The sequence below is a fragment of the Acinetobacter sp. ANC_7654 genome, from assembly GCF_056779855.1.
Map to the genome: position 1 here is coordinate 189,682 of NZ_JBWYIR010000003.1, position 12,824 is coordinate 202,505.

Below are 12,824 nucleotides of genomic sequence, written 5' to 3' on the forward strand. Positions count from 1 at the left end.
ATCTTTGGTTGCAAATGAAGGCTCTATGAGTTTTTGGCAAAAGCTGTTTTCATCAGATTCGCAGCAGAACGAGCATAAAAATCAAATTGCTTGTGTTGAAAATGATTGTTCATGTAAGACTAACGATCAGTTGATCGAGGCTTTACAAAAGGCATCAGATGAAGATGTAATCCGCGGAATCAAAAAAGTTCTTATTTCGCGTGGCTATTCAAAAAAAGATCTTACTGATTTATTGAGTAACAAAATCACCCTTCAGTAAAGAAAAAAAGCACTGCATAGACAGTGCTTTTTTTATGATAAATTTTCTGTTCAATTTAAAAATGTTCAATTAAGATAAGCTCATAGGATAATTAAAAATACATTTGGGGATTCAATGAAAAATATTCTATTCATTATTTTAGGGGCGACTTTCATATCGCTTAGTGGTTGTAATAAGCTACCTTCAGCATGTGAGGAAGTTTGGGGCAACATTGAAAAATTAGCGAAAGAGAGCGGTATTCCTCAAACTGCCATAGATCGTCAAAAAATCGAGTTTGAAGAGCAAATTAAACAGCTTCCTAAAGAAGATGCAATTAAAAATTGTGAAGCACAAAATGCTTTCTTCTCATAACTTCATTTGAGTTGAATAAAAAATTTAGGCACCTTTTTTAGGGTGCTTATATTGTATTTATACCTCATTATTTATTTCCAATTCGGTTATACTGTGGACTCTCTTTCAATAAATGTACATCTGTAAAGTTATTGGAATATTTTATAAATGCGGCATAAACACGTCAAAACATTCCCTCTTGGTGCTCACTTAATTGTTAAGCATTTTGGTTATTCACATCATGGTATTTATGTGGGTAAGGGTCGTGTTATTCATTATTCAGGTTTTGCTCATCTCTTTAAAAAACATCCGATCGAAATTACATCTCTGCAAAAATTTGCACATGGCAAAAAAATTACGATTCGGCATTATAGCACCCCCAAATATTCAGGTCGTGCTGTCGTAAGACGAATGCGCTCTCGAATGCATGAAAATAACTATCATCTCATTATTAATAATTGTGAACACTTATGTTCTTGGGCGATCACGGGCATCGAAAGTAGTCCACAAGTCATCAAAATGATGAATAGACTCACCACCATTGGTTATATCAGCTCACTCATGAGCTACTTAAATAGTCTTCTTTTAACTTTAGCAACCACCTGTTTTGCTTTGGTATTTTATATTAAGAAAAAGTTAAATGATCAGCGCAAACTGAAAGGCCCTGTGTATATCGCTTTACAGCAACATCAGAAACTAAATCAAAAAAAAGCCCCGCTTAAGCAGGGTTTCGAGGAAAACAAAGTTTCAAATTAACCTTTCGGTTGAATTAAATATGCGCTTGAAAATCCAAATAGTCAAATATATATTTGAAATATAATGTTATTTTAGTTTTTATTTATAACTTATTAAATTATTCTTAAATACTCACCTTTATCTAATCATGTGAATTTAATCACAAAAATTATTTATTAACCTAAATTTGAATAAAAAAAAGCCTGAATCAATCAGGCTTTTTTTGATATTACCAAACTTTATTTTGCAGGCTTAAAACTATCTTTTAAATCCAAAATACGGTTAAAGACAGGTTTTTCAACAGTATGATCAAATTGATCAGCGACAAAATAACCTTCACGTTCGAATTGGAATCGATCTTCAGTTTTCGCTTGAGCTAAAGAAGGCTCAATTACCGCTTGAACAATTTTTAGAGAATCTGGATTTAAATTCGCTAAGAAATCATCGTCCGCATCAGGTGCGGCTTCAGTAAATAGACGATCATAAATACGAACTTCAGCAGGAATCCCTTTATTTGCAGATACCCAATGAATAACACCTTTGACTTTACGACCTTCTGGATTCTTACCTAAAGTATGCGGATCGATAGAGCATTTAAGTTCAACAACTTCGCCATTTTCATCCTTAATCACTTCATCACATTTAATCACATAAGCATGACGTAAACGGACTTCACCACCAGGAATTAAGCGTTTAAACCCTTTAGGCGGCTCTTCCTCAAAATCTTTACGATCAATATACAATTCAGAAGTCAGAGGAATTACACGATCACCCATATCAACATTTGGATGGCGTGCGTGTGTTAAATCCATATCCTCTGGAAGGTTGGTCAATGTCACTTTAAGAGGATTCAATACCGCCATACCACGTGCAGCAGTATTTTCTAATGATTGTCGAATGCAGAATTCAAGCATTGCAACATCGACAATACCATCAGTTTTAGATACGCCCACACGCTTACAGAAATCACGTAAGCCTTCTGGAGTAAAGCCACGACGACGCATTCCCACGACTGTAGGCATACGTGGATCATTCCAACCATTGACGTAACCACCTTCGACCAGCTTACGTAATTTACGTTTTGAGGTGATGGTGTAATCAACATTCAAACGGCTTGATTCGTACTGGCGTGGAACTGCTGGAGAATTTACCTTAGCGACAACCCAATCATAGAACGGGCGATGGTCTTGGAATTCAAGCGTACATAACGAGTGCGTAATGCCTTCAATCGCATCAGACAAAGGATGAGCATAGTCATACATTGGATAGATTTTCCACGTATCGCCTGTTTGATGATGCTCAGAATGTAAAACACGGTAAAGAATTGGATCACGCATATGTACGTTCGGTGATGCCATATCAATCTTGGCACGAAGTACTGCTTGGCCTTCTCCAAGCTCACCATTACGCATTTGTTCAAAACGTGCTAAGTTTTCTTCAACCGTTGCATCACGTTGCGGAGAATTTTTACCTGGTTCTACAAAATTTCCACGATTCAGCTTAATTTCTTCAGGAGATTGCAAATCGACATATGCATCACCTTGTTTAATTAATTGAATCGCCCATTGATACAATTGATCAAAGTAACTTGATGCGTAGCGTGGTTCACCATTCCAGTCGAAACCGAGCCATTTAACATCGTTCGCAATACCATCTACATATTCTTGTTCTTCTGCATCTGGATTTGTATCGTCAAAACGAAGATTACATAAACCAGAAAATTCTTCTGCAATACCAAAATTCAGGCAAATCGCTTTAACATGTCCAATGTGTAAATAACCATTAGGCTCTGGTGGAAAGCGCGTCACGACTTTATCTGTACGCCCTGCTGCAAGATCTTCTGTAATTACTTGACGTACAAAGTCTAAGCCCGGTTGTTGTTCTTGCTGCGCAGCATCGACTGATGGATTGTTAGTCGTCGGGGTATTTGGCAGGGATGAAACAACATCATTCGGCTTCATAGTTGATAAATCACTTCTATAAGATAAAATAGGATAATTAAAACGCTATCTTCATATTATTAACAAAGAAAATAACGTTTTTGCTTGCCTTGTAGTTTACAGTTTGCTTATGCTTCTCTCAACCACAAACCCATGGCTTTTTGTCCATGATCAGGAGATTATAGAATGAGTTTTCCTCAAGTCGAATTAAACACCAATAAAGGACGTATTGTTCTAGAGCTTAACTCTGAAAAAGCACCTAAAACTGTTGCTAACTTTTTAGAGTACGTTCGTGATGGTTTTTATGATGGCGTAATTTTCCACCGTGTAATTGACGGTTTCATGATCCAAGGCGGTGGCATGGATGAAAACTTCAAAGAAAAAGCAACTCGCGATTCTATTGAAAATGAAGCTGACAACGGTTTAAGCAATGACGAAGGTACGATTGCCATGGCACGTACTCAAGCTCCTCACTCAGCATCTGCACAATTCTTCATTAACGTAAAAAACAATGCTTTCCTTAACCATACGGGTAAAACAGCTCAAGGCTGGGGTTATGCAGTATTTGGTAAAGTTGTAGAAGGTATGGACGTTGTTAATGAAATCAAAGGCGTTCGCACTGGTAACCGTGGCTACCACGCTGACGTTCCACTAGAAAACGTTGTGATCGAATCTGCTAAAATTATCTCTGAATAAAAAACCTACCCCTTAACTTATTAAGTTTTCAAGCACTGCTTTAAAACGAATATCATGTTCAAGGGATTTTTCCCCATATAAAGTTGATGGGGATGTAGGCAAATAAGGAATATTAAGTGACCTATCTGTTTATTTCAGATTTACACCTGTCACCTGAACACCCTCGACTCGTTCGAGGGTTTTTAGATTTATTAGATCATTATCAAGACCAGCAAACCCAACTCTATATTTTAGGTGATTGGTTTAATGCATGGATTGGTGATGACTATACAGCTCCTTGGCTCGATGAAATCGTTGAACGCTTAAAAAGATTTACTGCTCAGGGAAATCAAGTTTTATTTTCTGTCGGCAATCGTGATTTTGCGCTGAATCAAATTTTTTTAAATAAATTTGGTGGCATCTTATTGTCCGAAGTCTCTAACTTAAAAATAAATGACGTCCAAATTCGTATAGAACATGGTGATTCACTGTGTACAGACGATGTCGCCTATCAACGTTTTAAAAAAATAATCAGAAATCCACTCATCATTTGGATACTGCGGAATACCCCACTTTCTTTTCGTACTCAACTTGCAAATGGATTTAGAAAAAAAAGCCACGAATCAAAAGAATTTAAATCTTATGATGTCATGGATGTAAATCAAGATGCTGTCCACGATGCATTGAAAGAAGTTGATTTACTAATTCATGGTCATACGCATCGCCCTCAAATCCATATCTCTCAAGATAAAAGAAGAATTGTTTTAGGCGACTGGCGTTTGGATCAAGCTCAAATTTTGGAAATTAATCAATCGAAATTCTCTAAGCAGTCAATCAATGATCTGACACTGAAAACATGGTCTTATTAGTTCCTCTATTTTTATAATGATCTCATCAACCTTTAAATTGAAATTTCACTCAATGTTTGAATATTAATCAGTATGTTTTGCTTTAAGTTTTTTTGCATATGATAATAACGACTCAATTCAATTCGTGAGTTTGTCATGTCTAATTTCAGCAATATTACTGTTCAACACCATGAAGATGATAAAGTGTCATTATTAATCGATGGTAAAGCAATCTCTGAACGTTATGATGTACGGCTAGATGCCACAATTATTGATGAACTCAAAAATCTTGCTGATGGCGCCGCATTGACAATCTTTGAACAATTTATATTTTCCCATCAAGATCTCAACTTTGAGCATTCATATCAATATGTGACTAACATCGTAAACCATAATAACGATTACGAATTGATCACCCACCTTGTCTACAAAATTAAGGCCGCAGACCAAGCACCGATCGAACATAATATCAGCAAGAATGGTCAACCTATGACTGAAGAAGATGTGCGCGCATTTATCAACCAACAAATTGCAATGTCATTAGAAAAATATACTGATTTAAAATATGCCTATTGATTTAAAGACAAGTCAGATTTTTCATATCATTTAGCATCAACTATAGAAAATATTTAAGTTCAGAGTCATTTAAAATTTTTAGATGAATATATTGTGAATAATCGGAGGATAATATGGATTTGTTAAACATCTCCCAATCTCGCTACACCACCAAAGCATACGATTCTTCAAAAAAGATCCCTCAAGAAAAGTTTGAAAAATTATTGGAATCTTTAAGGCTCGCACCTTCATCTATCAATATTCAACCGTGGCATTTCTTTGTCATCGAAACTGATGAAGCCAAACAGCGCATTGCTAAAGCACTGGTTGGTAAGTATGTTTATAATGCACCCAAAGTCCTTGAATCTTCACACACAATTCTGTTTTGTACGCATAAAGACATTACAGACTCTCATCTAGATCGATTATTAAATCAAGATGAAATCAGTGGTCGTTTTAAAGATGACCAAGCAAAACAAGCTCAAAAAGATACGCGCTTAGGCTATGTTGATTATTATCGCAACGAAAAAGGCGATATCCAGCGCTGGTCTGAAAATCAAACTTTTATTGCACTTGGGCAAACCTTATTTGCTGCAGGTTTAGAAGGTATCGATGCCACTCCAATTGGAGGATTCGATGAAAAAATTATCGCTGAAGAGTTAAATCTTGACGCAAAAGGCCTGATTCCATCAGTGCTATTGGCACTTGGTTATCGAAGTGAAAAAGATTTTAATGCCAAATTACCTAAATCTCGTTTGAATGCAGATCAAGTTTTCACTCGACTATAAATGTATTTGCCACAATAGTTTTCACGCTATTGTGGCTTTTCATTAAGCCGCTATTTTCTGTGAAATTTCTAAACTGATCATTGCAGCAGTTGCAGCTGACAGCGTCCAACCCAGATGCCCATGACCGGTATTATAAAAGACTCTCGGATGCTTCCCTTGTCTTACCACTGGCATCATATTCGGCATCATCGGTCTTAATCCAGCCCAAGGGACACAATGCTCAGTTGAAATATCAAAATTACGATTCACCCAATGAACCAAAGGTTGTATGCGATCCATACGGATGTCTCGGTTATAGCCATTAAATTCTGCAGTACCAGCAATTCTTAAACGATCTCGACCTAATCTCGACGTCACAATTTTTGCACTTTCATCCAATAAACTTACCCATGGTGCATGTTGTTGGCTATGTTCATCATTCAACTGAACTGTAATCGAGTACCCTTTCACTGGATAAACATTGACACGATCTCCAGCCTGTTGTGCTAAATGATAGCTTCCAACTCCACCACAAATGACCATTGCATCAGCTTGAATAAATCCATCGGGTATATCTCTACTTTTAGGATCACAAGCGCGATATTTAGCTGAAACTTGTTCTGTTGAATGATCCAGATTTAAATCTTCAACTTCTACACCGTATAAAAATTTCCCACCTTTATTCGCCACCACTTGGGCTAAATGCGTGGTGTATTTGTGTATATCTCCTGTGGCATCGTCAGGACAATAAAAACCACCGTAATATTCTCCCTTCAAACTTGGTTCAATACTGTGAATTTCTCCATTTGTAACAGCGTGACGCTCTAATCCACCTTTGCATAACAAATCATTCACTCTTATTGCGACATCATAATCCTGCTGATTATGATAAAAGTGCAAAATTCCACGCTTTTCCAAATCGAATTGAATATTTTCTTTCTGTGCAATTTCGAATAGCCGTTTTCTTGCCAATAATGCCAGCCTTACCGTTTCTTGTGTGTTGGCTTCGTAATGCTTGATATTACCCATAAATTCAATCAGCCAAGCGTATTTATGCAAATCAAAAGATGGGTTGAGTAATAATGGTGCATCTTTTTGGGTCATCCACTTGATACCCTTCAGTACCGTTGCTTTCTGATTCCACACCTCTGCATTACATGCAGAGAGTTGACCTCCATTCGCAAATGAAGTCTCCATTGCTGGGTATAAGTTTTTATCCAAAATCGTGACTTGATAACCAAGTTCTAACAATTCGTAGGCAGTGGTTATTCCTGTAATGCCAGCACCAATCACCATAATATGTGACATAAAAGCTCCTTGAAAATTTTATATTTTCAATGCCCCATCTGTCACGGTACCTGAGAGCTTCGGAAATCTTCATAACATATGATTATTTCCATCCCCTTCGGTGAGTCTAAACATCATTAGACTTCTCTCCAGATGATTGAGAATAATTACAGTCCTTTTGCCTGAGAGATTCCGGGGTCGTTGCTCCTTCGGCGGATCTACAGAAGACCTCTCTCCTGCAATATTCGTTTAATTCTTATTCAGCAATTAATATGCCATAGTTAATTTTTTTATACATCTACGAAAATCAATTTTAAAAAATATTTTTATACAAATGGATCACCAAGTTTAAGACAACAGCTAAGACAGGAATTTTTAGCTTGGGAAACGTTACAAAGATCATTGTTTAGCTCAAATTTTCTCTACCATCGATAAAAATTTAGTTATTACAAAAAAATGAGGAAATAAGTTAATTATTTTAGAGTTACTCTCTCAAATAGCATAGATCAACTTCCATCTACACTTTCATCTTCTTCAGCATAAAAGTGTAATGACTGATTAGAGCAATCATTGAAGCTCAAAGTTTCAATAGATGTGAGAGTAAGCAGAATGTGAGTTGAAAATTTGCTGTCAACCCTAGATGTTTTAGCGATGAGTATGTATAGACATTACAATGCCCATACCTGCAAGCGTTGCAATGACTGCCGTACCACCATAACTCATGAGTGGCAATGGATCACCCGTTACTGGAAGTATTCCACTCACCATTCCACTGTTCAAAAACACAAAGAAAAAGAAAGTTAAACCTGCCGCACCGGCATAAAGACGTCCAAAATTATGGAAGCTGTTCATGGAAATAATCAAACAACGAATAATGATCGCAGCAAAAATAACAAATAATACGAACACACCAAAAAAGCCAAATTCCTCTGCATAAGCAGACATAATAAAGTCTGTATGATGTTCGGGGAGATAACCTAAATGAGACTGTGTTCCTTCATTAAAACCTTTACCAAATAGTCCACCAGAACCAATCGCAATTTTAGACTGAATGATATTCCACCCTGCACCTAGCGGATCTGATTCAGGATCAAATAAAGTTAAAATTCGCTTTTTTTGGTATTCCTGTAGAAAGAAATTCCATAATAATGGTGCAACCACTGCAAACCCAGCGACCACAGCCCCAATCAAACGCCAAGAAATACCACTTAAAAAAATGACAAAAATTCCGGGAATAATTAATCCAATGTTTAAGTCAGGCTGTAATGCGACTAAAACAAAAGGAATCATCATCAGAAATAATGCAAAGAGAATATGCATAAATTTGGGTGGTAAAGTCCGCAGACTGAAAAACCAAGCCATCATGAGTGGCATCGTAAATTTCATAAATTCACTGGGCTGCACACTCCCTAATCCAGGAATAGAAATCCAGCGTTTTGCGCCTAAGCGGACATCACCAATTATCAATACCAAAAGCAGAAGCACAATCGAAAATGCATACAGATAAGGACTGACAATTTGATAAACTTTTGGAGGAATTTGTGCACAAATAAACAGCAAAATAAAACCGATACCAAAACTGGTCGCCTGACGAATCACCATGCTTGAATCATGATTGGTTGCACTATAAACAACCATGAGTCCAAAAGCTGCGTTTAATATCAAAAAACCAAGTAACCATGGATCTAAATGTAATTTAGTCCAACGTGACGAATCATGTTTGATTGTTCGTCCATCTCTCAAGGCATGACGCAAAAAACGGTACTGTTGTGAAGGTATCATTGGCTGAATTGCATATTCTAAGTGGCGTTATTATAAGACAATGTTTTGGCTATTTAAGCAAAGTCCCAAACATAAAACTAAATTATTTCGAGTCAGACTGTGACTGAAGAATCAGACGAGCAAGTTCTAAATCTTCAGGATAAGTAATTTTAATATTATCAGATCGTCCAATCACCACATCTACTGGATGATGAGCATATTCAAGCGCACTCGCTTCATCCGTGATTGTGATCTTGTAAGTTAATGCATGTTCAATCGAGGTTTTTAGCAATTTAATGGTCGACAATTGTGGAGTTTGTGCTTGCCACAATGCACTTCGATCAACAGTTTTTTCAATGGCACTCGACTGATCTACTCTTTTTAAAGTATCACGTACAGGCGTTGCTAAAATTGCGCTATGCTTAGATTCGATAACATGGCGAATCAAAGATTCTAAATTACTCAAGCTCACACAAGGTCGAGCAGCATCATGCACAAACACCAGATCATTTTCATCTGCAATATTGGTTAAATAATTTAAACCATTAAGTACAGAATCAACCCTCTCCTGACCACCTAAGCAGAAATGAAGGATTTCTGATTTAGCAAATTGAAGTGTCTGAGCAAATTGGTCATGCTCTGAGATTGCCAACACATAGCCAGCAATAGGCAATTGAGCAATACGTTCTACAGTATGCTCAAGTACAGTTTTATTCTGGATAATTTGATATTGCTTTAACGCTGATTTGGAAAATCGACTACCAGAACCTGCTGCCGGAATAATAGCCCATAATTTACGGTTGTTCAGATTCAGGTTGTCTAGACTCATTGGTTCTTAAATCTACGTTAGCATTTGGGTCGATGTAAATCGGCTTGTAATTCGTACTGATTGTACTCATTTGAATAAACGTTTCATGAGGCTTAATTAAGCCAAGATCTAAACGTGCATGTTCTTCAATCGCCTCTACACCATTTTTTAGATCATATACTTCAGCAGCCAGAATACGATTACGCTCTTTTAACTCTTCATTTGTTTCAGCTTGTTGATTCATTTGCTGAAGTAGCGCCTGATGAGGGAAATATCCTCCTTCACCGAGCCAAAAGCGATATTGAAAGATGGCAATTAAAATTATTGCCACCAGCAAAATCACTTTACTTGAAGTAGTTTTAAAGACGTCTAACATTATATTTGAGGCTTAGTTAACATCATGAAATTAGAGCACTAATATACCCTAAAACAAAGAAAGGTAGTATGTGTAACTGTGTTAAATATGCAAATGTTAAACAAATTCACATTGATTGATTTCTTTTAAAAATATGTACTGTTAAATATCAAAAGTTATTGAATATTCTAGAGTCATTATATTTACACTTTTTATTTCATAGCTTAATAACAAAAAAAAACCACTCTTTACAGAGTGGTTTTTTGAAATTCAAAATAATCTAAACGATTAATTTAAACCTTTAAACTCAGCTTTACCGCGGTAAATAGCATTCGTTAATTCTTCAATACGAAGTAATTGGTTGTATTTCGCTACACGGTCAGAACGGCAAAGTGAACCAGTTTTGATTTGACCAGCACCAGTACCTACTGCAAGATCCGCAATTGTAGAATCTTCAGTTTCGCCAGAACGGTGAGAAATCACTGTAGAGTAACCATTTGCTTTAGCAAGATAGATCGCATCTAAAGTTTCAGTCAACGTACCGATTTGGTTATACTTAATCAGGATAGAGTTACCAACTTTTTCGTTGATACCACGTTGAAGGATTTTAGGATTTGTAACAAACAAATCATCACCAACCAATTGAATCTTGTCACCAAGAATCGAAGTTAGGTAAGACCAACCTTCCCAATCAGATTCATCTAAACCATCTTCAATAGAGATAATTGGATATTGGTTTACAAGACCAGCAAGGTAGTCAGAGAATTGGTTGTTTGTGAATGCTTTATTGCCTTCACCAGCAAGGATGTACTGACCATCTTTGTAGAATTCTGAAGATGCACAGTCAAGCGCAAGCATAATGTCAGAACCCGCTTTGTAGCCAGTTTTTTCAATCGCTTCAAGGATAACTGTGATTGCTTCTTCGTTTGAACGTAAGTTCGGCGCGAAACCACCTTCATCTCCAACAGCAGTATTTAAACCTTGTTTCTTTAAAACTGATTTTAAAGAATGGAAAATTTCTGCGCCTGCGCGAAGTGCTTCAGAGAATGAAGTGAAGCCAACTGGTTCAATCATGAACTCTTGGATATCAACGTTGTTGTCCGCATGTGAACCACCGTTTAAGATGTTCATCATTGGAACAGGCATTGTTAAAATGCTGTTGTTACGAAGGTCTGCGATGTATTGGAAAAGAGGAATTTTCTTTTCGTCAGCAGCAGCACGCGCAGCAGCCAAAGACACTGCCAAAGTTGCGTTCGCACCTAATTTTTCTTTGTTTTCAGTTCCGTCTAAAGCGATCATCGTATTATCGATGTCTTTTTGTTCGAATACTGATTTACCCACTAACGCGTCACGGATTAACGTGTTTACGTTGTTCACAGCAGTTTTAACACCTTTACCTAAGTAACGTGCTTTATCGCCATCACGAAGTTCTAAAGCTTCACGAGAACCAGTTGAAGCACCAGATGGTGCACATGCACGGCCAACTACGCCAGATGCTAAGATAACGTCTGCTTCGATGGTTGGGTTACCACGAGAGTCCAAAATTTCACGTGCACGAATGTCAACGATTTGGCTCATGAACAATTCCTCAGTTGATTAATAAAACGATGCGTCTAACGCTGCATCAGTGTGTATCTAATTTTTTGAAACCTTTAACCAAGGTATCCAATTCTTTAAGCTGAGCTAAGAATGGCTCAAGTTGAGACATTCGAAGAGCGCAAGGTCCATCACATTTTGCTTTTTCTGGATCAGGATGTCCTTCCAGAAAAAGACCTGCTAGACCTGTAGCCATACCCGCACGCGCTAATGTCGTAATTTGTGCGCGACGACCACCTGCTGAATCTGCACGACCACCTGGGGTTTGAAGTGCATGTGTCACATCAAAGAAGACTGGCACATTCATTTCTTTCATGATGTCGAAACCAAGCATATCGACAACTAAGTTGTTGTAACCAAATGCTGAGCCACGCTCACATAAAATCAGCTTGTCATTCCCGGCTTCCAAACATTTATGCAGGATATGACGCATTTCATGCGGTGCTAAGAATTGCGCTTTTTTGATATTGATAATGGCTTGAGTTTTTGCCATTGCCTCAACAAGATCTGTTTGACGGCTGAGGAAAGCAGGTAATTGAATGATGTCAGCCACTTCAGCCACAGGTGCTGCTTGATATGGTTCATGAACATCTGTAATGATGGGTACATTAAAATGTTTTTTAATGTCAGCTAACCACTCAATTCCTTTTTCAAGACCAGGTCCGCGGAAAGAATTTAAGCTCGAACGATTTGCTTTATCAAAGCTTGCTTTGAAAACATATGGAATATCCAAACGTTTGCAAATATCAACATAAGTTTCTGCAATTTCAAAAGCTAAATCTTTTGATTCAAGTACATTCATTCCGCCGAATAATACAAATGGCAAATGATTTGCCATTTGTATATCGCCTAAACGTACAATTTCTTGTGCTTTTAATTGTGACATTTAAACTTCCTAGTTATGTCCT

The 12,824-nt window shown here is 37.3% G+C and carries 14 protein-coding genes and 1 riboswitch; of the genes, 7 read left to right on the forward strand and 7 right to left on the reverse strand.

The window, feature by feature from the left end; genetic code table 11:
- Window positions 1–25 precede the first annotated feature (25 nt).
- The 3 genes from AC1M86_RS05265 (at window position 26) to AC1M86_RS05275 (ending at window position 1,345) form a co-directional block, all read left to right on the forward strand.
- Window positions 26–259 carry a hypothetical protein gene (locus AC1M86_RS05265; protein ID WP_035263705.1) on the forward strand — a complete coding sequence of 78 codons (234 nt, stop codon included), beginning with the start codon at window positions 26–28 and terminating at the stop codon, window positions 257–259.
- Between the two features lie 114 nt (window positions 260–373).
- Complete coding sequence (locus AC1M86_RS05270) at window positions 374–610, forward strand: hypothetical protein (protein ID WP_092766368.1); 237 nt, start codon at window positions 374–376, stop codon at window positions 608–610.
- A gap of 147 nt (window positions 611–757) precedes the next feature.
- On the forward strand, window positions 758–1,345 hold the full coding sequence (locus tag AC1M86_RS05275) for a lecithin retinol acyltransferase family protein (RefSeq protein ID WP_481591057.1): 588 nt from the start codon (window positions 758–760) through the stop codon (window positions 1,343–1,345).
- A 218-nt stretch (window positions 1,346–1,563) separates the two neighbouring features.
- Here AC1M86_RS05275 and AC1M86_RS05280 read toward each other — a convergent pair whose 3' ends face one another.
- Window positions 1,564–3,285, reverse strand: coding sequence for a glutamine--tRNA ligase/YqeY domain fusion protein (locus AC1M86_RS05280; RefSeq protein ID WP_481607418.1), 1,722 nt, complete (start codon window positions 3,283–3,285; stop codon window positions 1,564–1,566).
- Window positions 3,286–3,450: 165 nt separating this feature from the next.
- Between AC1M86_RS05280 and AC1M86_RS05285 the strand changes: the two genes are divergently transcribed.
- From AC1M86_RS05285 to nfsB, 4 genes are all read left to right on the forward strand, one after another.
- Complete coding sequence (locus AC1M86_RS05285; RefSeq protein WP_035263711.1) at window positions 3,451–3,960, forward strand: peptidylprolyl isomerase; 510 nt, start codon at window positions 3,451–3,453, stop codon at window positions 3,958–3,960.
- A gap of 116 nt (window positions 3,961–4,076) precedes the next feature.
- Entirely contained in the window at window positions 4,077–4,808 is a 732-nt protein-coding gene (locus AC1M86_RS05290; protein WP_035263713.1) for a UDP-2,3-diacylglucosamine diphosphatase, read from the forward strand.
- 135 nt (window positions 4,809–4,943) lie between these two features.
- A complete protein-coding gene (locus AC1M86_RS05295) occupies window positions 4,944–5,363 on the forward strand; it encodes a hypothetical protein (RefSeq protein ID WP_035263715.1) in 420 nt (139 codons plus the stop codon).
- Between the two features lie 113 nt (window positions 5,364–5,476).
- Window positions 5,477–6,130, forward strand: a complete 654-nt coding sequence (nfsB, locus tag AC1M86_RS05300) for an oxygen-insensitive NAD(P)H nitroreductase (RefSeq protein WP_035263717.1) — start codon at window positions 5,477–5,479, stop codon at window positions 6,128–6,130.
- 42 nt (window positions 6,131–6,172) lie between these two features.
- Here nfsB and AC1M86_RS05305 read toward each other — a convergent pair whose 3' ends face one another.
- The 6 genes from AC1M86_RS05305 to kdsA form a co-directional block, all read right to left on the reverse strand.
- Window positions 6,173–7,417, reverse strand: coding sequence for a D-amino acid dehydrogenase (locus AC1M86_RS05305; protein ID WP_481607419.1), 1,245 nt, complete (start codon window positions 7,415–7,417; stop codon window positions 6,173–6,175).
- A 139-nt stretch (window positions 7,418–7,556) separates the two neighbouring features.
- Window positions 7,557–7,645, reverse strand: a riboswitch (glycine riboswitch).
- A gap of 396 nt (window positions 7,646–8,041) precedes the next feature.
- Window positions 8,042–9,178 carry a rod shape-determining protein RodA gene (gene rodA, locus AC1M86_RS05310; protein WP_481607420.1) on the reverse strand — a complete coding sequence of 379 codons (1,137 nt, stop codon included), beginning with the start codon at window positions 9,176–9,178 and terminating at the stop codon, window positions 8,042–8,044.
- Between the two features lie 82 nt (window positions 9,179–9,260).
- A complete protein-coding gene (gene ispD, locus AC1M86_RS05315; RefSeq protein ID WP_481607421.1) occupies window positions 9,261–9,986 on the reverse strand; it encodes a 2-C-methyl-D-erythritol 4-phosphate cytidylyltransferase in 726 nt (241 codons plus the stop codon).
- The gene (gene ftsB / locus AC1M86_RS05320) at window positions 9,952–10,341 is read right to left on the reverse strand and encodes a cell division protein FtsB (RefSeq protein WP_035263725.1); all 390 of its coding nucleotides are present in this window, start codon (window positions 10,339–10,341) and stop codon (window positions 9,952–9,954) included. Before ftsB ends, ispD begins: the two co-directional genes overlap by 35 nt.
- Before the next feature lie 267 nt (window positions 10,342–10,608).
- On the reverse strand, window positions 10,609–11,898 hold the full coding sequence (eno, locus tag AC1M86_RS05325; protein WP_180027787.1) for a phosphopyruvate hydratase: 1,290 nt from the start codon (window positions 11,896–11,898) through the stop codon (window positions 10,609–10,611).
- A 46-nt stretch (window positions 11,899–11,944) separates the two neighbouring features.
- Window positions 11,945–12,802: a 3-deoxy-8-phosphooctulonate synthase gene (gene kdsA, locus AC1M86_RS05330; RefSeq protein WP_035263729.1), complete on the reverse strand. Its 858-nt coding sequence runs from the start codon at window positions 12,800–12,802 to the stop codon at window positions 11,945–11,947.
- Between the last annotated feature and the right edge of the window lie 22 nt (window positions 12,803–12,824).

Excerpts from the sequence above, each read along its gene's own strand:
- AC1M86_RS05285 (WP_035263711.1), top strand. The coding sequence starts at position 3,451 with ATGAGTTTTCCTCAAGTCGAATTAAACACCAATAAAGGACGTATTGTT.
- AC1M86_RS05305 (WP_481607419.1), bottom strand. The coding sequence starts at position 7,417 with ATGTCACATATTATGGTGATTGGTGCTGGCATTACAGGAATAACCACT.
- nfsB (WP_035263717.1), top strand. The coding sequence starts at position 5,477 with ATGGATTTGTTAAACATCTCCCAATCTCGCTACACCACCAAAGCATAC.
- eno (WP_180027787.1), bottom strand. The coding sequence starts at position 11,898 with ATGAGCCAAATCGTTGACATTCGTGCACGTGAAATTTTGGACTCTCGT.
- AC1M86_RS05270 (WP_092766368.1), top strand. The coding sequence starts at position 374 with ATGAAAAATATTCTATTCATTATTTTAGGGGCGACTTTCATATCGCTT.
- AC1M86_RS05295 (WP_035263715.1), top strand. The coding sequence starts at position 4,944 with ATGTCTAATTTCAGCAATATTACTGTTCAACACCATGAAGATGATAAA.
- kdsA (WP_035263729.1), bottom strand. The coding sequence starts at position 12,802 with ATGTCACAATTAAAAGCACAAGAAATTGTACGTTTAGGCGATATACAA.
- ftsB (WP_035263725.1), bottom strand. The coding sequence starts at position 10,341 with ATGTTAGACGTCTTTAAAACTACTTCAAGTAAAGTGATTTTGCTGGTG.
- ispD (WP_481607421.1), bottom strand. The coding sequence starts at position 9,986 with ATGAGTCTAGACAACCTGAATCTGAACAACCGTAAATTATGGGCTATT.
- AC1M86_RS05275 (WP_481591057.1), top strand. The coding sequence starts at position 758 with ATGCGGCATAAACACGTCAAAACATTCCCTCTTGGTGCTCACTTAATT.
- rodA (WP_481607420.1), bottom strand. The coding sequence starts at position 9,178 with ATGATACCTTCACAACAGTACCGTTTTTTGCGTCATGCCTTGAGAGAT.
- AC1M86_RS05265 (WP_035263705.1), top strand. The coding sequence starts at position 26 with ATGAGTTTTTGGCAAAAGCTGTTTTCATCAGATTCGCAGCAGAACGAG.
- AC1M86_RS05280 (WP_481607418.1), bottom strand. The coding sequence starts at position 3,285 with ATGAAGCCGAATGATGTTGTTTCATCCCTGCCAAATACCCCGACGACT.